This is a genomic window from Mycobacterium sp. SMC-16 (assembly GCF_046250085.1).
Classification (GTDB): domain Bacteria; phylum Actinomycetota; class Actinomycetes; order Mycobacteriales; family Mycobacteriaceae; genus Mycobacterium; species Mycobacterium phocaicum.
In genome coordinates this window covers 3,951,212-3,972,752 of the sequence record NZ_CP176427.1, presented here as the reverse complement: position 1 = coordinate 3,972,752, position 21,541 = coordinate 3,951,212, and the positions used below count along the sequence as shown (strand labels likewise).

The 21,541-nt window shown below is 65.7% G+C and carries 20 protein-coding genes; 8 read left to right on the top strand and 12 right to left on the bottom strand.

From position 1 onward, the window contains the following. Positions 1-333: 333 nt before the first annotated feature. From cynS to ACJEIK_RS19145, 3 genes are all read left to right on the top strand, one after another. On the top strand, positions 334-789 hold the full coding sequence (gene cynS / locus ACJEIK_RS19155; RefSeq protein ID WP_409430131.1) for a cyanase: 456 nt from the start codon (positions 334-336) through the stop codon (positions 787-789). 82 nt (positions 790-871) lie between these two features. Beyond that, a complete protein-coding gene (locus tag ACJEIK_RS19150) occupies positions 872-1,747 on the top strand; it encodes an alpha/beta fold hydrolase (protein ID WP_212813675.1) in 876 nt (291 codons plus the stop codon). A 70-nt stretch (positions 1,748-1,817) separates the two neighbouring features. Beyond that, entirely contained in the window at positions 1,818-3,503 is a 1,686-nt protein-coding gene (locus tag ACJEIK_RS19145) for a patatin-like phospholipase family protein (protein WP_409430130.1), read from the top strand. Between the two features lie 29 nt (positions 3,504-3,532). Here ACJEIK_RS19145 and ACJEIK_RS19140 read toward each other — a convergent pair whose 3' ends face one another. Both ACJEIK_RS19140 and ACJEIK_RS19135 read right to left on the bottom strand, forming a co-directional pair. Continuing rightward, positions 3,533-3,874, bottom strand: coding sequence for a hypothetical protein (locus ACJEIK_RS19140; RefSeq protein ID WP_064859656.1), 342 nt, complete (start codon positions 3,872-3,874; stop codon positions 3,533-3,535). 113 nt (positions 3,875-3,987) lie between these two features. Further along, positions 3,988-4,353 carry a hypothetical protein gene (locus tag ACJEIK_RS19135; protein WP_234789704.1) on the bottom strand — a complete coding sequence of 122 codons (366 nt, stop codon included), beginning with the start codon at positions 4,351-4,353 and terminating at the stop codon, positions 3,988-3,990. Positions 4,354-4,670: 317 nt separating this feature from the next. Between ACJEIK_RS19135 and istA the strand changes: the two genes are divergently transcribed. The 3 genes from istA (at position 4,671) to ACJEIK_RS19120 (ending at position 7,422) form a co-directional block, all read left to right on the top strand. Next, positions 4,671-6,215, top strand: coding sequence for an IS21 family transposase (gene istA / locus ACJEIK_RS19130; protein WP_109558051.1), 1,545 nt, complete (start codon positions 4,671-4,673; stop codon positions 6,213-6,215). A gap of 54 nt (positions 6,216-6,269) precedes the next feature. Further along, the gene (gene istB, locus ACJEIK_RS19125; RefSeq protein ID WP_074360265.1) at positions 6,270-7,025 is read left to right on the top strand and encodes an IS21-like element helper ATPase IstB; all 756 of its coding nucleotides are present in this window, start codon (positions 6,270-6,272) and stop codon (positions 7,023-7,025) included. Between the two features lie 94 nt (positions 7,026-7,119). Next, positions 7,120-7,422 (top strand): DUF4333 domain-containing protein, encoded by a 303-nt coding sequence (locus tag ACJEIK_RS19120; RefSeq protein ID WP_061009874.1) that lies wholly within the window; start codon positions 7,120-7,122, stop codon positions 7,420-7,422. A 61-nt stretch (positions 7,423-7,483) separates the two neighbouring features. On the opposite strand, the gene ACJEIK_RS19115 is transcribed toward ACJEIK_RS19120, so the two are convergent. Both ACJEIK_RS19115 and ACJEIK_RS19110 read right to left on the bottom strand, forming a co-directional pair. Continuing rightward, positions 7,484-8,227, bottom strand: coding sequence for a TetR family transcriptional regulator (locus ACJEIK_RS19115; RefSeq protein WP_371824557.1), 744 nt, complete (start codon positions 8,225-8,227; stop codon positions 7,484-7,486). A gap of 26 nt (positions 8,228-8,253) precedes the next feature. Beyond that, positions 8,254-8,910: a TetR/AcrR family transcriptional regulator gene (locus ACJEIK_RS19110; RefSeq protein ID WP_064859663.1), complete on the bottom strand. Its 657-nt coding sequence runs from the start codon at positions 8,908-8,910 to the stop codon at positions 8,254-8,256. A 162-nt stretch (positions 8,911-9,072) separates the two neighbouring features. On the opposite strand from ACJEIK_RS19110, the gene ACJEIK_RS19105 reads away from it, so the two are divergent. Further along, on the top strand, positions 9,073-9,663 hold the full coding sequence (locus ACJEIK_RS19105) for a TetR/AcrR family transcriptional regulator (protein ID WP_061009878.1): 591 nt from the start codon (positions 9,073-9,075) through the stop codon (positions 9,661-9,663). Here ACJEIK_RS19105 and ACJEIK_RS19100 read toward each other — a convergent pair. The 3 genes from ACJEIK_RS19100 to ACJEIK_RS19090 all read right to left on the bottom strand — a co-directional run bounded on the left by ACJEIK_RS19100 (position 9,632) and on the right by ACJEIK_RS19090 (position 14,065). Further along, a complete protein-coding gene (locus ACJEIK_RS19100) occupies positions 9,632-11,155 on the bottom strand; it encodes a mechanosensitive ion channel domain-containing protein (protein WP_244872841.1) in 1,524 nt (507 codons plus the stop codon). The two genes, ACJEIK_RS19105 and ACJEIK_RS19100, sit on opposite strands and share 32 nt — an antisense overlap. A 3-nt stretch (positions 11,156-11,158) precedes the next feature. After that, entirely contained in the window at positions 11,159-13,357 is a 2,199-nt protein-coding gene (locus ACJEIK_RS19095; RefSeq protein WP_212813682.1) for an adenylate/guanylate cyclase domain-containing protein, read from the bottom strand. A 123-nt stretch (positions 13,358-13,480) separates the two neighbouring features. Continuing rightward, on the bottom strand, positions 13,481-14,065 hold the full coding sequence (locus ACJEIK_RS19090; RefSeq protein WP_029105473.1) for a TetR/AcrR family transcriptional regulator: 585 nt from the start codon (positions 14,063-14,065) through the stop codon (positions 13,481-13,483). A 124-nt stretch (positions 14,066-14,189) separates the two neighbouring features. Between ACJEIK_RS19090 and ACJEIK_RS19085 the strand changes: the two genes are divergently transcribed. Next, on the top strand, positions 14,190-15,953 hold the full coding sequence (locus tag ACJEIK_RS19085) for an acyl-CoA dehydrogenase (RefSeq protein ID WP_061009931.1): 1,764 nt from the start codon (positions 14,190-14,192) through the stop codon (positions 15,951-15,953). Between the two features lie 67 nt (positions 15,954-16,020). On the opposite strand, the gene ACJEIK_RS19080 is transcribed toward ACJEIK_RS19085, so the two are convergent. The 5 genes from ACJEIK_RS19080 to ACJEIK_RS19060 all read right to left on the bottom strand — a co-directional run bounded on the left by ACJEIK_RS19080 (position 16,021) and on the right by ACJEIK_RS19060 (position 21,489). After that, on the bottom strand, positions 16,021-18,306 hold the full coding sequence (locus tag ACJEIK_RS19080) for an alkaline phosphatase family protein (protein ID WP_135357313.1): 2,286 nt from the start codon (positions 18,304-18,306) through the stop codon (positions 16,021-16,023). Positions 18,307-18,508: 202 nt separating this feature from the next. Continuing rightward, entirely contained in the window at positions 18,509-18,922 is a 414-nt protein-coding gene (locus tag ACJEIK_RS19075; protein WP_061009885.1) for a hypothetical protein, read from the bottom strand. A 187-nt stretch (positions 18,923-19,109) separates the two neighbouring features. Next, on the bottom strand, positions 19,110-19,445 hold the full coding sequence (locus tag ACJEIK_RS19070) for a GerW family sporulation protein (RefSeq protein ID WP_135357314.1): 336 nt from the start codon (positions 19,443-19,445) through the stop codon (positions 19,110-19,112). A gap of 76 nt (positions 19,446-19,521) precedes the next feature. Continuing rightward, entirely contained in the window at positions 19,522-20,019 is a 498-nt protein-coding gene (locus ACJEIK_RS19065) for a TspO/MBR family protein (protein WP_406774210.1), read from the bottom strand. Positions 20,020-20,109: 90 nt separating this feature from the next. Beyond that, complete coding sequence (locus ACJEIK_RS19060) at positions 20,110-21,489, bottom strand: deoxyribodipyrimidine photo-lyase (RefSeq protein ID WP_133427112.1); 1,380 nt, start codon at positions 21,487-21,489, stop codon at positions 20,110-20,112. Positions 21,490-21,541 lie beyond the last annotated feature (52 nt).

Here is a 21,541-nt window from a genome sequence, read left to right as displayed (position 1 = left end):
GCGCGCCGTGAGGACGGCGATCCTCAGACGCGTTCAGGATGTTCCGAACCCGCATCTTGAAGGATAGGCGTGTGGCAATACGTCGAATTGTGTTGATAGGGCGCCATGTTCGTTCTGGTCCATGGTTCACCTTGCAACTCGATTTCTGCCCAGCTCAGCTGTGAAGTGAGCCGCAGTGGGATGGTCGCCATTCTCCGTAATCGCTCGTGGTCGCTGTGTTTCGACGACTATCTCGGTCAGGACGGGTTTCTCGTTTCCGGCGGGCGGGGTTGATGGTGCGGCAGCGCCGAACTCGTAATTCCTCAGTAACACCGGTCCACGAAGCTGTACCGCATGACACGAGATCAAGTAACCGAAGCGATCCTCGCCGCGCGCCTGGCGAAAGGCCTGACGTGGCAACAGTTGGCGGATGCGGTCGAGCGTCCGTTGGTGTGGACGATCGCGGCACTGCTCGGCCAGCACCCGGTGCCGGCCGAACTGGGCGCCAAGGTCGTGGCACTGCTCGGTCTCGACGAGTCCGTCGTTCCCGTTCTGGCCGCCGTTCCGATGCGCGGCGGGTTGCCGACCGCGGTACCCACCGACCCGACCATCTACCGGCTCTACGAAGCGCTCTCGGTGTACGGTCCAGCGCTCAAGGAGGTCATCCACGAGCAGTTCGGTGACGGCATCATGAGCGCCATCAACTTCAGCATCGACCTGCAACGCAAGCCCCACCCGGGCGGTGACCGCGTGGTGATCACGTTCGACGGGAAGTTCCTGCCCTATGAGTGGAACGCGGCGACGAACTGATCGCTGCGGACCGCGTCAGCGTCCCGATCGAAGAATCCGCCACCTCTCGATCATCGAACTTACCGCGCGGTAAGATGCGCGCATGACTCAGCGCAGCATGCCGACCGTCGATGGCGTGACCCATGAATATGTGCAGGCCGGCGACGTGAAGATTCACGTCGCCGTGGCCGGGCCGGAGGTGGGGCGCCCGGTCGTGCTGCTGCACGGCTGGCCGGAGAACTGGTTCATGTGGCACAAGGTCATTCCGGCGCTGGCCGATGCCGGCTACCGGGTGCACGCCATGGACCTGCGCGGCGCCGGCTGGAGCGAGGTCACCCCGAAGGGTTACGAGAAGGAACAGTTCGCCTCCGACGTGCTGGCCGCGGCGACGGCACTGGGGCTGGACACCTTCGACCTGGTGGGTCATGACTGGGGCGGCTGGACCGCACAGCTGGTGGCGTTGAAGGCGCCGGCGCGCGTCAAGCGGTTGGCGATCCTCAACATCCCGCCGGTGTGGCAGGAGCCGGGCCGCGTCGCACGGCATGCCCACAAACTCGCGTACCAACTTGTCGTGGGCGCTCCGGTCGTCGGACCGCTGTCGCACCTGTCACCGACGCTGTGGTGGTTCATCCGCCGCAGCGGCATGCCCCAGGAGTCGGTGGACTTCTTCCGCGGCTGCTTCCGCGACCGGGACCGTCGTGTCGCGGGCTCCAAGATCTACCGTTCCATGGTCGGCAAGGAGTTCGCGAAACTGGCGCGTGGTCCTTACGACGACCAGAAGCTCGCGATGCCGGTGCGCGTGCTGTTCGGTCTCGACGATGTGGCGGTGCACCCGTCGCTGCTGGAGGGCTTCAAGGACCACGCCGACGATCTGAACATCACCGAGGTGCCCAACTGCGGTCACTTCATCATCGACGAGCAGCCCGATCTCGTGATCAAGTGGCTCTCGGACGTGCTGGCCGAGTCGCGACAGAGCTGACGTTGTCGGGCAGTTCTGGCAATCCGACCCAACCGCCGCGGCCGGATGCCCGGTGGCGAACAATGATCTGATGGTGAATCCCGAGCTCGTACCGTTCGGCGACGTGTCCACCGAGTTGGCGGTGATCGAGGCCGCGGAACCCCCGGGCCTTCCGGGCAGCAATCCGACTCTCGCGCTGCAGCATATGGAAGCCGCGCTGGTTCGGGCCGACCTCGAATGCCCCGACGTGCTCAGCCCCGAGCAGTTCCGGCGTTTGCGCTACCTGTTGAGCTTCGCGCGTCTGACGGTGTTCGAACCGGGCGCGGCCGGTCCGGGCGGTACCCGGGGTCGCGGCGATGTGACGGTCGGTGACGAGATCGCCGGCTTCCGCGCGCGAGTGATCGATGCGCTGTACCACGCACTGCGCGGGCGGACCACCGCACAGGAACGGTTGGACGCGGCGAAGGCGATCCTCGCGAGTTTCGCCGAGGACGTCGACTACGAGCGGTCGCTGCTGCTGGAGCGCCACGCCAACGACTTCTCCGCGGCCGAACTCGATGCCGAACTCGGTTACAAGACCTACGTCGCGGTCCTGGGCGGCGGGGGTGGCGCCGGCTACGTCTACCTGGGCGGCATGCAGCGCATGCTCGCGGCGGGCCTGCCGCCCGCCTACATGTTGACCAACTCGTTCGGCGCCATCGTCGGCAGCGTCATGGCCCGCGTCCTGCCGGTGCCCATCGAGGACTACGTCGCCTGGGCGAAGACCGTCACCTACCGCGGCGTCCTGGCCCCGGCCCGGACCCGCCGTCGCCACGGACTCAACGGACTGTTCTCGTTGCAGTTCAACGAGTTCGCGAAGGAGATGTTCACGCGCGAGGACGGTGAACCGATGCGGATGACGGATCTCTCGATCCCGTACGAGACCGTCGTCGCCGGCGTCCGGAAGCAGTCCTTCGACCGGCTGCCCGGCCAGTTCCATCCGTCGCATTTCACGATGATGGGGGTGCGCGCGCTCGAGCACCTCAAGCTGGGCTACGCGCCCGGCGTCGTCAACAGGCTGTGGCAGGTCGCCGCGTTCATCGATTCCCGCGTCGTCAAGCCGATCGTGCTCGGCGGCGACGATCTGACGGCCGACTTCAATGTCGTTGACGCCGCGAGCTTTTCGTCGGCGATCCCGGGGATTCTGCATCATGAGTCGAGTGATCCGCGGATGTGGGGCCTGCTCGATCAGCTGCTCGTGGAGAAGGATGTCGCCGCGTTGGTCGACGGGGGAGCGGCGAGCAACGTCCCGATCGAGCTGGCGTGGAAGCGAATTCAGGACGGTCGCCTCGGCACCCGCAACGCGTGCTACATCGGCTGGGACTGCTTCCACCCGCAATGGAACCCGAGACACCTTTGGCTGCAACCGATTACCCAGGCGCTGCAGTTGCAGATGGTCCGCAACGCACCGTTCGCCGACCGTGTCATCCGGTTCAGCCCCACGCTGTCTCCGGTGACGCTGGCCGCCGCGCCGGAAGCCATCGACCGCGCGATCGAATGGGGCAACGCCTCGGTGGAGAGTTCGGTGCCGTTCGTGCAAAGGCTCACCGAACCGGTGTGGTGGCAGGGAAGTCAGCCGCCGCAGGTCGATCGGACACCGGTTCGAGTCTCCGCACCGCTGCAGCCGATGGCCACGATTCTGGACGGTGCCCGGCGCGCCGCCGAGTACGTCCCGCGGGTCACGCGGGTACGGCGCCGGGTCGCGGCCGTCGGGGACCGCATCCGCAAGTCGCAGTGACGGCGCCGCCCAGCCGTCACTGCGACGGGTCACCACATCAGGCCGAAGACGAAGCCGAACGACAGCTCCTCGACGGGGACACCCGTCCGAGCGGCGCGGCTGCGCTGCGCCGAAGTTGTCGGGTTGAACGTAATGGCGCCGTACACCGCGGTTGCGATGCCCCCGATGGCGAACGAGAACAGCACACTTTCGATGTCGAACCCCGTCATGAGATTGATATCGAAAAGTGTTGGCGGGTAACAGTATTCGGGAACGCGGTGCGGTTCGGTGAGTCCGCAAAGTGCGGTGGCGGCGCTGACCCGCAGGATCAGCGGGCGTCGCAGATGGCTTGAATGCCACCACAACGCCAGCCAGATGAGGAGGAGGCCCAAGCTTCCGGCCAGATATGCAAACCTCATCGCCGCGCCTGCCTCGGTGGACGGAAGAGCAACTGCCGTGACTTTTCCACTGTGACTGGCGGATACCCGTTGACCGCAGGGGCTAACTACTTTCGTGTGGTCGTGATCGGAGTCTGAACGCCAGTCTTGGTGGGGGACTTCGGAGTGCCTTGCCGGGGTGTGACGTCGCTGCCAGGGATGCTGTCGTCGCAGAAGCCGTCAGGTCCCGCGCACTGTCCACTCAGCAATGCGTCGTTGATCTGGTCGAGCGCCCTCTGATGCCCGGAATCGACCTGCTGGCAGTTCGGTGTGGCCTCGTTACAGACCGCGAATGCCGGCGCGGCCGTCCAGCTCGAGGCGATGAGCATCAGGGCAGGGGCCGCTGCGACGCCAACCGCCGCGATCAGCCGGTTTGTCCTGGTGTTGTGGGTATTGGTCATGATTAACGTCCGATTTTCAAAGTTGGGCCCCACGGTGAGGCTCCGCCTATAGGTAGGAGCGGCCACCGAACAGAAACGGGACGCTTATTTCGGAACGCGTTTGATCACCACGCAGAGTTGGGTCTCCAACGCATTTCCAACCGACGTGCCTACGGTTCCTTGCATGTGTCAGCGGTCACGTATTTCCCCAGGTTTGAGGGGTTGTCCGTCACGTAATTCCCCACCCTGGCTGTCACGTAATTCCCCACCCTGGGCGGTGTGTCTGCCTGGTGTGGGCCTCGTTTACCGGTTCGCTCTGCATCCATCTGATGGTGGATGGAAGGGCGCTGATGGCGAGGAGAAGTATCGTGATGCTCGATTTGGTCGAGTTGTTCACCCACTGGCACGCGGGCCGTTCGCAGGTCCAGTTATCGGAGTCGCTGGGCATTGACCGCAAGACCGTCCGCAAATATTTGGCTCCGGCGGTCGCGGCGGGTATCGGCCCGGGTACGGAGCCGCTGACCGCGCCACAGTGGTCGGAGCTGATCGGCGGGTGGTTCCCGGAACTGTCCGATCCTGCGGCGCGGGCGCTGACCTGGCCGCTGATCGAACCGCACCGGGACCAGATCAAGACCTGGCTCGATGCCGATGTCACGATCGCCACGATCGCTCAGCGGTTGCGGGACGAGCATGCGGTAGCGGTGTCGGAGTCCTCGGTTCGGCGTTGGATCGCAACACATTTCGCGGAAGAGGTGGCACGAGCGAAGGTGACCGTGCCGCGCGGGCCGGTCGAGCCGGGCAGTGAAGCGCAGATCGACTACGGTCGCCTGGGCATGTGGTTCGATCCCGCGGTGGGCCGCCGGGTGGCGGTGTGGGCGTTCGTGATGGTGTTGGCGTGTTCGCGGCACCTGTTCGTGCGCCCGGTGATCCGGATGGACCAAACCACCTGGTGCGCTTGCCATGTCGCGGCGTTCGAGTTCTTCGGCGGGGTCCCGGCCCGGTTGGTGTGTGACAACCTCAAGACCGGGGTGGACAAACCCGACCTGTATGACCCGAAGATCAACCGCGCCTATGCCGAGCTGGCCACCCACTACGGCACCCTGATCGACCCGGCGCGGGCGTTCAAACCCAAAGACAAACCCCGCGTCGAACGGCCCATGCAATACATCCGGGATTCGTTCTGGCGCGGCCGCCAGTTCGACGGGCTGCCCGCGATGCAAACCGACGCCCAGCGCTGGAGCATCGAGGTGGCCGGGGCGAGGTCGTGTCGGGCACTGGAGGGCGCGCCGCCGTTGCGGGTGTTTGAAGCGATCGAAGCCAGCGCGTTGATCGGGTTGCCGCCCAGAGTATTTGAACTGTCCACCTGGTCGATCGGCACCGTCGGCACCGACGCGCACCTCAAGGTCGGCAAGGCGTTGTACTCGGTGCCGTGGCGGCTGATCGGGCAACGCCTGCATGCCCGCACCGCCGGCGACGTGGTACAGGTCTTTCACGCCGATGCGGTGGTGGCCATCCACGTGCGCCGCCCATCGGGGCGCTCGACCGACTTCGCCCATTACCCGCCGGAGAAGGTCGCGTTCGCGATGAAAACCCCGACCTGGTGCCGGCGCACCGCCGAACTGGTCGGCCCGGCCTGCGTCGCGGTGATCGCCGCGTTCATGGCCGACAACGCCATCCACCATCTGCGCGCCGCGCAAGGAGTGCTCGGGCTGCGCGACAAACACGGCTGCGACCGGTTGGAGGCCGCGTGCGCCCGCGCCATCGCCGTCGGTGACCCGTCCTACCGCACCATCAAAGGCATCCTGGCCGCCGGCACCGAACACGCCGGCGACGAACCGCCCGCCAGCACCGGCGCGGCGGGGGCGTTTCTGCGTGGCCCCGACCAGTTCGGCACCGATACCGGCATCATCGCCTGATCGTCACCAATTCCACACTGCTGCAACATAATCAACCTTCAAAGGAAGCCCACCATGTCTATCTGTGATCCGGCGCTACGCACCGCGCTGCGCACCCTGAAACTGTCCGGCATGCTCGACACCCTCGATGCCCGGCTCGCCCAAACCCGCGACGGCGGCCTCGGCCACCTCGAATTCCTGCAAGCCCTCTGTCAAGACGAGATCGCCCGCCGCGAATCCGCCGCTCTCACACGGCGATTGCGCCGCGCCAAGTTCGAAGAACAGGCCACCTTCGAAGACTTCGACTTCACCGCCAACCCGAAACTGCCCGCCGCGATGCTGCGCGACCTGGCCGCCCTGCGCTGGCTCGACGCCGGCGAATCAGTCATCCTCTACGGCCCCGTCGGCGTCGGCAAAACCCATGTGGCACAAGCACTCGGACATCACGTAGCCCGCCGCGGCGGGGACATCCGCTTCGTCAAATGCGCCCGCATGCTCGCCGACCTTGCCGGCGGACACGCCGACCGCACCATCGGCCAGCGCATGCGCGAGTACACCCGGCCCCTGGTACTGATCGTCGATGACTTCGCGATGCGTGAGCACACCACCACCCAATCCGACGATCTCTACGATCTGGTCTCCGACCGGGCCATCGCTGGCAAACCCCTCATCCTGACCAGCAACCGCGCCCCCAAAGACTGGTACCCGCTGTTCCCCAACCCCGTCGTGGCCGAATCCCTACTCGACCGACTGATCAACACCAGCCACCAAGTCCTCATGGACGGACCCAGCTACCGACCCCGGAAACGACCCGGCCGCACCACCACCTAGACAACGCCCGCCCCGACCGGTAAGACCAACACGAGGCCCACACCTGGGGAATTACGTGACAGCAACCCCTGGGGAATTACGTGACCGACGACACATGACCCGATCCATCGGTTTCATCGGCACGACCGTCATCGTCGGGGTCCTCACGCTGCAGTTGAGCGCGTGTACCTCGACCATCAAACCGGAAGGCGCCGCGCAGTCGGTGACCGACATGGTGAGCAGCAAGACCGGATTCCATCCGACCGATGTCAAGTGCCCGTCGGGCATCGACGCCAAGGTCGGCGGCGAATTCGACTGCACTTTCACCGGCCCGGAGGGTCCCTACAAGGCGCACCTGAAGATCACCAGTGTCGACGGTGACAAGGTCGGTTTCGACATCAAGACGAACCGGAGTTAGGTCACGCGCGGGCGGCGGTGTCTCCGTGCGGCGACATTAATCGGCGTGGTGTCGGGCCGGCTCACGAGCGCGCTGATCTGCGCGCTCGTGCCTCCTTGGTGTTGGCCGCGATCAGGAGCTCAGCGTGGTCGATAATGCACTCGAGCCCGAAGTCGAAATTCACCTCGTCCAGAGTGCAGAGTTGCCGACCGTCCCGAAGCGCCTGCGCGAGTAGTGGTGTGGTCCCGGGATCGACAAGGGGAGCGTCCTTGCGCCCGTCCCGTCCCGCTTCGGGGGTCATCTTTTCCCGAAGGCGTTGCAGCACAACCGATCCACGGACGTGAACTGATACCGCTGTATAGACGTCCAACGCAGCCTCCGGTGTCAGCCCGGCTTCGACCAAACTGGAGATGGCGTGCTCGACGGCTTGTACGCCCAAGCCGTCGGTGTGTAGGGCGTGTGGGGATCGAATGAGGATCAGGTCGCACATCACCGGGTTGTCCACAAATATTTGACGCATCGCGCGGGCATGGCTGCGTAACGCGGACCGCCAGTTCTCGGCAACGGAATAGACCGCGGAAAGCGCATACTCTCGCAAGGCGAGGTCCGTCATGGCGTCCAGCAGGTCGTCCTTTTTGCGGAAGTACCAGTAGATGCTCGTGACACCGACGTCGAGATGCTTTCCCAGCATCGGCATGCTGAGATTGTCGATCGAAACCTGTTCGGCGAGTTCGAAAGCACCGCTGACGATGTCGTCGGGATTGATGGAACCTCGTTCGCGCCGCCGGCGCTTGTCTGCGGTTGCCTCTGTTGTCACTGCGGGCACCCCATCTCGAAATCCGTTTCCAATTCTCACTTTGGCGCGGCGAACCCGTTGGCCAAGAAATCCCATAGTTCGTCGGTGGTGATGGAATCTGCGGCTGCGCTGTCGGTGGTCCCACTGGATTGAGCGATGAACATCACCGTCTGCATGGCCATCGCCGCCATTCGAGCCGGATTGGCACTCGGCCGAAGTTCGCCTGCGGCACTGGCATTTTCCATCAACTCGGTGAGCAACGACAGCAAAGGTGCTTGGGCGATTTTGACCTCATCCGGATGCGTGACCACGAGTCGCGGAGCGAAGTCGGTGAACAGTGGCTGCCTGGCCGCTGGGTCGGGTCGGCACAGTTCGAAGAGCAGCTCGATGGAAATTTTGAGGCGATTCAGCGGGTCACTCTCGGGGTCGGCGGCGGCCCGAATCTGGTCGGCTGCGCGGTTCAGCGCATCTTCGAATAGCGCCAGCAGTAATTCATGCTTGCCGTCGAACTGCAGGTAGAAGCTACGCAGCGACTGGCCTGAGCGGTCGACGACCTCCTGGACAGTGAAGTCCGTGGTGCCCTTCTCGAGGATGATCGACTGAGCCGCGTCCATGAATCGTTGGACTCGTTGGGCTGCCCGGAGTTTCGCCGTCTTGACTGAGCGCTCGACCGCGCGTTGTTTCCAGATCGGATCGTCTGTCGGGCTGGTCACCACACGCCCAGGTCATCGGCGGAAAACACTCATGAATTGTACCCGAACCCAGGCTGGCGGATGCTCGTGCCGAGCGCCTGCTTAGCATCATGGCGTCGCCGTCACGTGGTGGAACCGCGAGAATGGCGCCCGGCGGCAGCGGTGGAGAAAGGTGGTGACGGTATGGCATCGGAGCGCAGGATCGCTGGTCCCGAGTCGAAGAACCGCGGAGCCCTACTCGATGCCGCCGAGGCGCTGATGCTCGACGAGGGCTACGCCGCGGTGACATCGCGGCGGGTCGCTGAAAGGGCAGGGCTCAAGCCGCAGCTGGTGCACTACTACTTCCGCACCATGGATGATCTGTTCCTGGCTGCGATCCGGCGCAGGATCGAGCAGGAATTGGCATCGCAGGCCCAGATCCTACGGGCGCCGAACCCGTTGCGGGCGTTGTGGAATGCCCTCATCGACAACCGTGATTTCGGACTGATCACGGAATACACGGCACTCGCCAATCATCGGAAAGCGCTGCGGGCCGAGATCGCGGCCGCAGCGCAGCAGTTTCTGGAAGCGCAGGCTGAGACTGTCCGGTCCGTCCTGTCGCGGCACGGCATCGCCGCCGAGGATCTACCGCCGGTTGTGGCGACGTCCTTGATCGTCGGGACGGCGCAACTGCTGTCCATGCATGCGTCGCTTGGGTTGTCAGGCGGTCGTGACGACATCGTCGAGTTCTTCGATCGACACATCAGCAAGTTCGACGGGACGGCCGAGACGTGATGCCTGTCGGGAGCTGAGAGGAATGCAGCCCGTTGGCTCCACCGGCAGTGCCGAGTTGTGCGGCCCCGGCATCACGAATTGCCTTGGCGCGGTCTGCTTTCCCCGCAGATCTGATGGTGGCTCTGGCCTCGCTCCGCCGTTCGTCGATGAGGCGGCCGAACTCCCGGGACAGTTGGGGCCGGTCGGTGAGCAGGCGCTGGATTTCGTCGTGCTCGATCTGCAGCAGGGTGACTTCGTCGAGGGCGTGCACGTAGGCGAGGTTGGCCTGGTGGGTGAACGCGGCGACGCCGATGAGCGCGCCCTTGTCCAGGCTGCGCACGCCGGCGACTGAACCATCGGCCGTCGGCACGGTCAACCGGACCCGGCCTGACACCACCACGTTGATGGTTTTCGGGACCTCGCCGGGCGCATGGATGAGTTCGCCTGTGCCGTAACGGATCAGGCGTGCGTACGGGGCGAGAGCTTGCTGGTCGGCCTTGTTCAGCCGGAGTGCGGGCGCCGCCGCCTCCTCGAGCGCTTCGTCGACACGTTTCGGGGTGGAGTAGTCGTCGGCCACACCGTCGAGATGCAGCTTGTCGCGCCGGGCCGCGTACCAGGCCCAGCGCAGGAAGGTGGCCTGCACGGCGTCGTCGTCCCCGGGCGATTTGAGCCCGATGGTGGTGCGGTACTTGTGATCGCCGATGGGCACGGTGCTGGGCTCGACGTCGTCGCCGCGGTTGGGCAGGGCAGCCGCAATCCGGGTGAGCATCGCGCACACCTGGTCGGGAGGGTCACTGGCGGCGAACGTGGTGGTGACGGTGGTGTGCGAGGTGGCCAGCCGGCTCAGGTTGGTGAACGACGTGCCGGCCAGCACCGAGTTGGGGGTGATCTGCACGCCGGTGCTGGACTCGATGTGCACTGCGCGCCAGTTGACTTCGACGACGCGGCCACGCGCCGCGGCAGTGTCCAGCCAGTCGCCCATCCGGAACGGCTGCTCGAACAACATGAACAACCCGGACACGATCTGCCCGACGGAGTGCTGCAGCATGAGGCCGAGGACCACCGAGCTGACGCCGACCGCGGTGAAGACGCCCTTGATATTGCTGCCCCAGATGTAGCGGGAGATCACCGCCAAGCCCAGGATGATGAGCACCATCCGGGCCACGTCGAGGAAGATGCGGGGGATGCGGCTGCGCCACGAGGTCTCCGGGGCGTTCGCGAACATCGTGTTGCTCAAGCCGGACAGCACCAGCAGCAGCACCAGGAAGACCAGGACGGTCGCCACGATGCGGATGGGAACGTCGCGGGCGGGGACGACGGCGACCTTGAGCATCAGCAGCAGGACGGCGATCACGGGGAGCACATACGTGCGCAGGAGCCCGACGGGCGCGGCGAGCGGGCTGTGCCGGCGGATCAGGGAGCGGCGCCACTCGGTCAGGACGATCAGGCCGACAGGTAGCCCGATGGCGATCGCTGCGACCCACAGAAACCATGACGAACCGGAGGAGTACACGGGTTACCGCCGCCCGGCCAGTCGCCAGATGGGCTCTTCGACGTCGTCGACCGTGTGCTGTCCGGCCGGTGTGAACCGGTGGGTGTCGTGCACGGCGTCGTACACCCGCCCGGTGATGTAGATCCCGGGCTCGGCGCCGCCGGCCTGAATCTGATAGGCCAAATCGACTGCGCTGCCCCACATGTCGTACATCATGGTGGCGCCGCCCACCAGGCCGCTGGTGACGGTGCCGGTGTCGATGCCGGCCCGGAAACCGAGCTGCAGATTGTCCTCGTCGTTGAGGCGGGCCACGATGCGCTGCAACTCGATGGCGAAGTTGACGATGCGCTCGACGTTGTCCAGCCGGGGCACGTTCAAACCGCAGCTCGCCGTGTAGCCGTTGCGCAGGATGCGCACCGGCTCGACCCCGCTGCGTTCGGCGGCGTCGTCGAACTGGCGGACCAATTCGTTGACCACGGTGAGGAATTCGTCGGCCGGCAGCGCACTGGAGAGGGCGTCGAGGCCGTCGATGTCGGCGAACAGCACCGCGACGTCTTGGTGGTTCTCGCTGATGGTCTCCTCGCCGCTGCGATAGCGCTCGATGACCGATTCGGGCATCAGCGAGCGCAGCAGCTGGGCGTTCTCGCGGCGTTCGCGGCGCAGCAGGTCGTCCTTGATCCCGAGCAGCCGGCTCATGTCGTTGAATGTCTTGGTCAGATCCCCGAATTCGTCGCGCGTCCGCACCGGGATCATCGCGTCGTAGTCGCCCCTGCTGACTTTCTGGGCACCGGCCTCGAGCCGTCGGATGGGCCGTACGAACAGTTGCGCCAGTGCCATGGCGGCCAGGCAGTCCAGGATGACGATCGCGGTCACGGCCACGCCCATGGTCCGGGTGAAGACACGTTCGGGCGCAAAGGCTTCCGCGGTGTTGATCTTCGCGACGATCGACCAATTGACGTCGGGACCGACGGTCACGGGCGCATATGACTGCAGCGTTTCCTGGCCGAGGTAGTCGGTGGCGATGAGGACCCCCGACTGGCCGCGCTGCGCCGCGCGGGTGGCGGGGCCACCGACGGGCTGTATCAGCGTGGTACCGCCGAGCCGGACGGCCCGCTCCGCCAGCTCGGCCGGCGTCCCGGCCGCGACGACGTCGCGTTGATAGGTCTGCCGATTCTCCTCGAAGACACGCGAATTCGACCGCATGAGGTCGTCGGTCCCGGCGAGATAGGTTTCGCCAGTGGCGCCCAGACCGTTCGCCTGCCACTTGCCGTTGAAGGTCATCAGGTCATTCAGCCCGGAGATCGGGAACTGCAGTGCCACCACTCCCACGGTGCGCCCGCCCGAAACGACCGGCGCTGCCATCCAGGCGATGGGGTGGTCGGCGGCCGGGTGATAGGTCTGGTAGTCGGTGATGGCGACGTACCCGACGCGGTCGGCGCCCATCGCCTTGGCGTAGGCGTCGTGCAGGTTGCCCTGTTGGTACGGGCCGGACAGGACGTTCGTACCGAGGTCCGCGCGCTTCTTGGCCGAGTAGACGACATTGCCGGCGGCATCGATCAACAGGGCGTCGCCGTAGCCGAACAACCGCACGACCTCTTGGAAGAACAGGTTGTAGCGGTTGGCGGCGGCGCCCCAGGCGGTGGGATCGGGCGGCGGCGGCGGGCCGTTCGGCCGAGCCGCGGCGACGGTGTATCGGGCCTGCAGGTACTTGGCCGCGTTGGACGACGGCAACAGGACGTTGAGGTTCAGCTTGGCGCCCGTCGCGCGTTCGACGGGGTTGATCAGTTCCTGGTTGTAGTAATCGAGGATTGCGTTCTGCTCAGCGGGATCGATTGTGGCATTGGCCAGTTCGTTGAATCCGGTGCTGAAGGCCTGGACTGCTTCGGCCATCGCGGGCCCGCTGGTGTAGATGAGCAGCGCGTTCTTCAGGTTGGTGACCTGGACGGCGAACTGCCGGGCCTGCGTCTCACGGACCTGCGTCAACCGGTCGAAGGCGGCGTTGCGCAACGAGGCCTGTCCGGTCTGATATCCGATGAAACCCACGATGGCGGCCGAGACGATGCTCGCGGCCAACAACATCGTGATGAGCTTCGACTGGATGCTGAATCTGCCACGCACGCGGCGCAACCGGACCTCGGTCGTTGGCGCGTCGCCCGTGGTGGCCGGGCTGTCGTCTGCCGCCGTCGCGACCTCTTCGCGGTCCTCCGGTCGAGGGTTGACCATCGGGCCTCCTGTCGTCGGCAGCAAGTACATCATGACCGGTGCCGATGACTGGCAGGTTATGGCAGGTAGAGCCCGAAAATCGGGCGTCCCGACGCCCTTTCGCGCGAGCTGCGCGGCGCGCGGTCAGCGCACCAGGCGGGCGGCGACCTGGGCGTAGATCTCGCCCAGTTTGTGGGGGTCGCGGTGCGTGCGCGAGGGGAACCACCGGCAGACGTCGACGCACAGCGACGAGATCGCCATCACCACGTCGTCGAGGTTGTCGACATGGAATTCGCCTGTCGCCATGCCGGTTTCGATGATGTTGGCGATGACGGCGGTGACCTGGTGCCGCAGTGGGGCGATGGTGCGGTAGTGGGCCGGGGTCAGGCCGTGGAGTTCGTATTGCACGACCCTGGCCTGCTTGCTGTTCTCCGCATGCCAGGTGGCGAAGGCCGCGACGACCGTGTGGAAGCGTTCGGCGCTCGGTGCGGCGGCATCATCGGTGGCGCGCAGCGTCGCCAGGAGGCTGCCGTGCCCTTCCAGGGCAATGGCGTAGAGCAGTTCTTCTTTCGAGCGGTAATGCGGGTACATGGCCGTCGCGCTCATGTTGAGGCGTTTGGCGATCTGACGGGTGGAGGTGCCGCCGTAGCCGGACTCCGCGAACGCCTCGATGGCCGCCCGCCGGATGCGCTCGGCTGCGGCCGAGTCGGTCGTCCGGTCGGTCTTCATGTGCACGTGATCGTACACACAGTTGACACAGGCCTGACTGATAGGCGATATTAGCAATCGCTTAGGAAATGAGCGACTGCTAATGTCTGGCTGCATTGGAAGGTAGAACCCAGTGACTGATTTCATGTCTCGGCGCGACCTGGACTTCTTGCTGTACGAGTGGCTTGACGTCGTCGAGCTCACCAAGCACGAGCACTTCGCGGAGCACTCGCGGGACACCTTCGATGCCGTCCTCGATCTGAGCGCCGACATCGCCACCAAGCGCTTCGCGCCGCACAACAAGAAGGCCGACCACAACCCGCCGTTCGTGGACGAGGCCGGCAAGGTCGTGCTGATCGACGAGATCAAGCAGGCGCTGGACGACTTCAACGGCGCGGGCCTGATGGCCAGCTCGTTCGACGAGCGTGTCGGCGGTATGCAGCTGCCCAACGTGGTTGCGCAGTCGTCGGCCGCGTTCTTCCGTGCCGCGAACCCCGCCACTTTCTCGTACGCGTTCCTCACCGTCGGCAACGCGAACCTGCTGACCGAGTACGGCACCGAAGAGCAGATCGACACCTGGGTACGCCCGATGCTCGAGGGTCGCTACTTCGGCACCATGTGCCTCTCCGAGCCGGACGCCGGCTCGTCGCTCGCCGACATCAGCACCAAGGCCACCAAGGCGGCCGACGGCACCTACCGCGTCACCGGCACCAAGATGTGGATCACCGGTGGTGACCACGAGCTGTCCGAGAACATCGTGCACCTGGTCCTGGCCAAGGTCCCCGGCGGCGGCCCCGGCGTGAAGGGCATCTCGCTGTTCATCGTGCCGAAGTTCCTGACCGACGGCACCCGCAACGACGTCGCGCTCGTCAGCCTCAACCACAAGATGGGCAACCACGGCACCACCAACGCCCTGCTGAACTTCGGTGACGGCAGCCACCAGCCGACCGACGAGCCCGGCGCCGTCGGCTACCTCGTGGGCGAGGAGCACCGCGGTCTGGCCTACATGTTCCACATGATGAACGAGGCCCGCGTCGCCGTCGGCTCCATGGCCACCGCCATCGGCTACGCCGGTTACCTGACGTCGCTGGAGTACGCCAAGGTGCGCACCCAGGGTCGTCCGGTCGGCGACAAGGATCCGTCGCGGGCGCAGGTCGCGATCATCGAGCACGCCGACGTCAAGCGCATGCTGCTGGCTCAGAAGTCTTACGTGGAAGGCGCTTTGGCGCTCGGCCTGTACTGCGCACGGCTGGTCGACCAGATCAAGATCTTCACCGGCGCCGAGCGTGACGAGGCCGAGCTGATGCTCGAGGTCCTCACGCCGATCGCCAAGAGCTGGCCGTCGCAGTGGTGCCTGGAAGCCAACAACCTCGGCATCCAGATTCACGGCGGCTACGGCTACACCACCGAGTACGACGTCGAGCAGCAGTACCGCGACAACCGCCTCAACGCCATTCACGAAGGCACGCATGGCATTCACGGCATCGACCTGCTCGGCCGGAAGGTGGTCATGCAGGGCGGCGCCGGCCTGAAGCTGCTGCAGAGCCGGATCGGTGACACCGTCCAGACCGCACTGCAGTCGGAGGCGACGGCCGGCTACGCGCGTGACCTGCAGGCGCAGACCGACCGCCTCGCCGAGGTCACCGCGGCGCTGTGGGCCGCGGGCGATCCCGAGACCACGCTCGCCAACTCGACCGCTTACCTCGAAGCCGCCGGCCACATCGTGATGGCCTGGATCTGGCTGGAGCAGCTGGTTGCCGCCGGCGGCAACACCGGCAACTTCTACGACGGGAAACGTGCTGCCGCGCAGTACTTCTTCCGTTACGAGCTGCCGAAGGTGACGACCCAGCTGGACCTGCTGGCCAGCCTGGACCGCACCACCGTCGAGGCTCAGGTCGACTGGTTCTGATCCGCTGAACCAACCGGAAGTAGACGTCGGACCCGAGGTTTTTCCTCGGGTCCGACGCTCGTTTGGGCTACGGCATGACCGGCGGCGTGCCCCAGAAGTCGTTGAGCGGCACGGCGTAGGCGTCGTTGTTGGTCAACGGCGCCAATTGCAGTGAATCCTCGATGGTGCGCAGCAGGCTGTAGTGGTTGGCGTAGCTGGTGCTGGTGAAGTTACCCGACCGCATCCCGGCGCTGACGGCTGCCGGAGATGGGATCACCACGGTGACAACGCGATTGCCGCCGTTGCCGAAGCCGAGCGAGAGGTTGTCGGTGTCTTCGTCGAATGTGACGACGATCGCCGACTTCTGCGTCGGGTCGTTCCAGACCGCCGAATTCAGAATTGTCGGGATGGTCTGCTGAGCGAACTGGTCGGCCGCCTTCACGTTGTACTGGTGGTTGGTGAGCAGCGCCCCAATGTAATTGAGATAGCCGCCGGGGAAGTCGAGCGGCCCTTCACCGTTGTTGGCCTCGTTGGCCGCGAACCACACGAAGTTTGGCGTGGTGGCCGACGACGAGAGGTCTGTCGCCATCTGGGTCAGTGGGTGGAGATGCGCGGTGGCGTGGGCCTGGTTGTTGTAGATGTCGCTATATGCCAGGAACGGCAACTGGTCGGGCGCGTAACCGCTTGTCGACACGTAGGGCCCAGCGGCGGACATGCCCTGCGCGTAGCCGGCCCATGTCTTGCCTGCCGATTCGATTCTGTCGGCGAGGTTGGTGGCATCGATGCAGTTGGTCGCGCAGTTGTAGCTGAGGCCGAAGTCGGAGCCGCCGAGGATCGGGTAGTAGTTCGGATCGCTCGGGTGCGTCAGCGCGTGGTAGTCGGTCGCGACGCCGTAGGTGTCGATCAGGCTGTTGAGGTACGGCGCGTTGGCGCTGCCGACAATGTCCTTGTAGCCCTTGTTCTCCAGGTAGACCATGAAGATGTGGTCGAGTGCGCCGACCGTCGACTTCGGCGGGGTGGGCGGCGACGGTGCAGGCAGCGACGCCCCGACGGTGAACGAGAGATCGTCGGCGAACGCGTTGTTGTAGCCGCCGGTCAGCGGGTTCAAGTCTTTCAGGGTGACGACAACTTGCGCGGTGCGGGTGCCGGCCGGGACGGTGCCTTCGGTGCTGCGCTCGAGCAGTCCGGTCTGGAACCAACGTTCGAAGGGGCCGACGGGCGCCACTTTGCCGACCCCCAGTTGCGTCCCGGTGGCGTCGAGGAACGTGACCTTGATCGACGCGGCCGAAGGATCGATCATGGCGCCGCCCAGGAAGCCGCTCAGCTTGAACGGTGTCGTGCCGGTATCGATGCCCGCGACGGCGCCACTGAGATCGACTGTCTGGGTCAGCGTGGAGGTCGCGACATTGCCGCCTCCGAAGAACTGCGTGTCGCCCGGGGTCGGCCGATCACTGGGGAAGTTGAAGATGGCCGGGAGTGTCGGCCCCGGCGTCGGCAGACCCAACGGGAGCTGGCGCTTGGTGCCATAGGGCGGCGTGCCGGTGACGGTCCAGCCGGGGATGGACACCGTGCTGCCGCCGGACAGCGAAGGATCACCGAACTCGGCACCGGGGTTGGTCAGCAGGTTCGGGCTCGTCACGTTCCAGGCGGAGACCACATGGGGTGGAAGGAGATTCGTCTCGATCTGCCTGCGCACCCAGGCCAATACCGTCCACAGGGCGGGCGAATTGGCGGGTACGTTCGACGGCAGCGTCGATACCAGCGGCCGCAGCACCACGCCGATGAGTTGCTTTGCGGCGGTGACGATCTGGTTGATCGTGTTGGGTACGGAAGGGGCCGACACGGTGGGCGTGACGACCGCCGCCGGCGGTGCGGCGGCGGTATGGGCCACCGATGCCGTCGCGGGCACGGCCGAGGTCGCGGCGACCGCTGGTGTGGGGGAGTGGTTGACCGTCGCAGTGGGCCGCGGCTGATCGGTTTTCGTTGTGGCGCTGACGGATTCGCCGGTGGTCGAGGCCGGCGCGGCCTTGGTGGCGCGGTCTGCGTGGCGGGTGGAATTCGCGTCGCGGTGCTTGCCGGCCGTCTCGGTGTTCTTGCTGTCAGCGCCCTTGTTCTTCGGCTGCCGCTTGGGCTTGTGGGGTGAGGGCACCGATCCGTCTGGCGTCGAGGCCGGCGTCGTGTCGGCCCGTGCCGCCGTCTCTGAGGTGGGCGTGTGGGGTGCCGGCTTGCCTGGGGTTGCTGCTTGTGTCGCGTGCGAGGTGTCCGTCGCCGACGGCTCGGCGTAGGCGATCGCCTGCCCCGTCGTCAGCGATACGCCGACCCCCAGAAAAACTGCCAGGGCGCCGACCCGGCCGATGTACCGTGAGCAACCCATGGTCGTTCCCTCCGCCCGCGCACTGATGGCTGTCAGCGGTAACGGTAGAAAGAATTGACGCCAGAGTCAGCATTTCTGCCTGGGATACAGCTGGGAGTATCCGTAGAGTTTCCGGGGATTTGGTGAGTGCTGCGAGGTCCGCAGTCCCCGTCAGCGGGCCGCCACCCCGTCAAACGACGGGGTGGCGGCCGCTTGCTGTCGGTCAGATGCGGATGAACGCGCTGCCCTGCATGTCCCAGACGCCCCAAGCGCCCAGGTCAGGGTTCCAGACCACCTGCATGCCGGTGGCCCAGTCCGGGAGCGCCGGTGCCGGTGGGGTGCCCATCGGCGGCACCACCGGGACCAGGACCCACGACGGCGTCGCGGTGAACGGAATACGGTCCTGCGGCATCGGCCCGCCGTGTCCAGGAGGCGGGAGGAAACCGCGTCCCGGCGGGAGCGGGTTGCCCGGTGTCCCGGCGTTTACGCCTGGTCCGGGGACGTTGGGCGACGGAAATGGCGGTGTCGGCATCGGGCCGACCGGGTCTGCCTGCGCGAGGCCGGCGCCGACGCCGAGGCCTGCCAGGCCAAGCATGCTGGTTGCAACTGCACGCGCTGCGGTCTTCTTCAAGGTCATGGGTTGAACTCCTTGCGTGTGCTCGTGATGAAAGAGGAATCGCTCTTCCGCGCTGTCCCGCGGTCGAACAACTCCACGACCCCCGCAACACCAGATACCCAGAGGCGGGCTCGCGAAACGACGCAAGTGTCGACAAGTCGACGATCTGAATCTGTGAGATGAAATCCGCGCCCGGCGCGGATGAACGTCAGCGCTGCCGACGCGAAGCCGGGTGCCCGTGGTCGGACAGGTCCGGCCACGGCGGGCGCCGCAGCAGCGCAAGGCAGCCGATCGTGGCGGCCACCAGGCCCGTCACGACACCGACCAACGCGATGCGGTCCGCATCGACGGCGGGCACCCAGGTCGTGCCACTGTCACGGATGACGAAGACGCCCAGCGGTTTTGCCGTCGGTCCGGTGCCGCCGTGGCTGACCTTGGCGACGGGGATCACAGTCGAGCCATCAGGCGTGTGGTACGGCTCGGCGAACACCCGCCCGGACGCGTCATCGGCGAACTGGTCGAGAAAAGCTTCCGGATTCGGCAACCTGGCCTCCGCGTGTATCGGGCGTGGATGCTCGCCAGCGTAGGTCGATGGCCCGGTGAGTGCCAGACCTCCGCGGCTACGACTGGCCGGCTCGGCGGTTCAGTTGCCGGATGTGCCCGCACAACACGGTGGCGAAAGCGCACCACAGCGGATACAGCGCCAGTGGTGCGGCCCGTCCGCCGATCGCGTCGACGGCTCGCCGGGTCAGATCGGCGCTGCTCACCGTCAGCACGGCGCTGACGGCTGTCGCCATTCCGAACCGGCGGCGGTTGAAGAACAACCAGGACCACGCGGCGTTGAGTACGAGGTTCAGCGCGAGCCCGTTCCGGTAGGCGCGTCGCTCGCTGTCGCGGCCGGTTGTCCCCAACTCGTCGATCGTGGCTGCCGACACCACGGCGATGTCCGCGTACAGCGCCGGCCAGACCACCGGAAACACCTGACGCGGCGGCTGGTAGGCCGGCTTCCGCAGCTGCGCATACCAACTCGAGCGGACCGCAGGCGCTGTTGCGGCGCCGCCGACGGCCGCGGTGACGGCTGTCGCGACTCCCGTGATCAGAAATGTCGTGACACGCATCGCAATCCTTCCCCCGGTGCGGCAAAACCGCTACGGCACTGGCCAATTGGCAGGCGCTCCCTTTCGATGCTGCCATACGCCGGGAAATCGCTACGGTTTCCGCGACGCGTGCACCGCGGCGCTACGGGCGCCGACCGCTTGGTACCGGCGGAGCGCTTCGCCGCGCTCTTCGCCGTGATCGACGATCGCCGCCGGGTAGTCGGCCGGCCGCGATCCCGATTTGAGGTGGGGATCAACCACGTCGGCCAGTTCGGGAATCCAGCGGCGGATGTAGGCCCCGGTGGGGTCGAATTTCTGTCCTTGCGCTGTCGGATTGAACACCCGGAAGTAGGGCGCGGCGTCCGTCCCGCTGCCCGCGCACCACTGCCAGCCATGCTGATTGTTGGCGATATCGGCGTCCACCAACTGCTCCATGAACCAGCGGGCGCCCCATTGCCAAGGCAGGTGCAGGTCTTTGACCAGAAAGGACGCGGCGATCATACGTACCCGGTTGGGCATGAATCCGGTCTGATGCAATTGCCGCATGCCGGCGTCGACGAACGGGAATCCGGTCTGTCCGGCCTTCCAGGCTTCGAAGAGCCGCTCTGCCGCGTCGTCGGTATCGGTCTCGATGACATCGAAGTCGCGGTTCCAGTTGTGCCAGGCGCTGTTCGGCCAGTGATGCAGTACCGCGGCATAGAAATCGCGAAAAGCAAGCTGGCGCAGGTACGCAAGGTGGCTGCTGTGGCGTAAGTCGAGGTCGGCGACCATGGTGCGGGGATGAATGGTGCCGAACTTCAAATGCACCGACATATGGCTCGTGCCGTCGATGCCGGGCAGGTCGCGGTGGTCGTCATAGTCGCCCAGTCCCTCGTCGACGAACTGCTGCCACCGGTGCCGAGCTGCCTCCTCGCCGGCGGTGAATCCGGCCGGCACACCAGTGTCTGGGGCGTCGGCAAGTTTGGACACGGCGGTCGCCACGCTGCCCGGATCGATCCACCGTGCCGATTGTGCACCGGTGCCGGCCGGTTGCCGCCAGCCGTGGTCACGCCAGCGACGGAAGAACGGCGTGAACACCTTGTATGGGCTGTCGTCGTCTTTGGTGACCCGCCCCGGCGAGATCAGGTACGGCGATCCGGTGGATATCAGGGGGATACCGTCCAGGGCGTCCTGCACGCGGCTGTCGCGGCGTCGGCCAAACGGCGAGAAATCTGCCGAGATGTGCACTGCAGTGGCATCGACTTTGTTGGCGATCAACGGAATTCGCTCTTCAGGGCGGCCACGGGTGATCAGGAGTCGGCCATCGAGTTCTGCGTTCAGGTGTCTCAAACAGTCGCCCAGGAACTGCAGACGGCGCGGGCCCGACGACGCCTCGAGGCGCGGGTCGAGCACAAAGCACGCGAGTACGTCACGGTCCTGGTCGATCGCAGCCGCCAGCGCGGGCAGGTCATGCAGCCGCAGGTCGCGACGGAACCACAGTAGGGATGGCATCGGTCCATCTTCCTTGAACCGGCGGAACTACGGCGGGCGGATTCGGGTGCTC

Excerpts from the sequence above, each read along its gene's own strand:
- cynS (WP_409430131.1), top strand. The coding sequence starts at position 334 with ATGACACGAGATCAAGTAACCGAAGCGATCCTCGCCGCGCGCCTGGCG.
- ACJEIK_RS19150 (WP_212813675.1), top strand. The coding sequence starts at position 872 with ATGACTCAGCGCAGCATGCCGACCGTCGATGGCGTGACCCATGAATAT.
- ACJEIK_RS19145 (WP_409430130.1), top strand. The coding sequence starts at position 1,818 with ATGGTGAATCCCGAGCTCGTACCGTTCGGCGACGTGTCCACCGAGTTG.
- istA (WP_109558051.1), top strand. The coding sequence starts at position 4,671 with ATGCTCGATTTGGTCGAGTTGTTCACCCACTGGCACGCGGGCCGTTCG.
- istB (WP_074360265.1), top strand. The coding sequence starts at position 6,270 with ATGTCTATCTGTGATCCGGCGCTACGCACCGCGCTGCGCACCCTGAAA.
- ACJEIK_RS19120 (WP_061009874.1), top strand. The coding sequence starts at position 7,120 with ATGACCCGATCCATCGGTTTCATCGGCACGACCGTCATCGTCGGGGTC.
- ACJEIK_RS19105 (WP_061009878.1), top strand. The coding sequence starts at position 9,073 with ATGGCATCGGAGCGCAGGATCGCTGGTCCCGAGTCGAAGAACCGCGGA.
- ACJEIK_RS19095 (WP_212813682.1), bottom strand. The coding sequence starts at position 13,357 with ATGGTCAACCCTCGACCGGAGGACCGCGAAGAGGTCGCGACGGCGGCA.
- ACJEIK_RS19090 (WP_029105473.1), bottom strand. The coding sequence starts at position 14,065 with ATGAAGACCGACCGGACGACCGACTCGGCCGCAGCCGAGCGCATCCGG.
- ACJEIK_RS19085 (WP_061009931.1), top strand. The coding sequence starts at position 14,190 with ATGTCTCGGCGCGACCTGGACTTCTTGCTGTACGAGTGGCTTGACGTC.
- ACJEIK_RS19080 (WP_135357313.1), bottom strand. The coding sequence starts at position 18,306 with ATGGGTTGCTCACGGTACATCGGCCGGGTCGGCGCCCTGGCAGTTTTT.
- ACJEIK_RS19075 (WP_061009885.1), bottom strand. The coding sequence starts at position 18,922 with ATGACCTTGAAGAAGACCGCAGCGCGTGCAGTTGCAACCAGCATGCTT.
- ACJEIK_RS19065 (WP_406774210.1), bottom strand. The coding sequence starts at position 20,019 with ATGCGTGTCACGACATTTCTGATCACGGGAGTCGCGACAGCCGTCACC.
- ACJEIK_RS19060 (WP_133427112.1), bottom strand. The coding sequence starts at position 21,489 with ATGCCATCCCTACTGTGGTTCCGTCGCGACCTGCGGCTGCATGACCTG.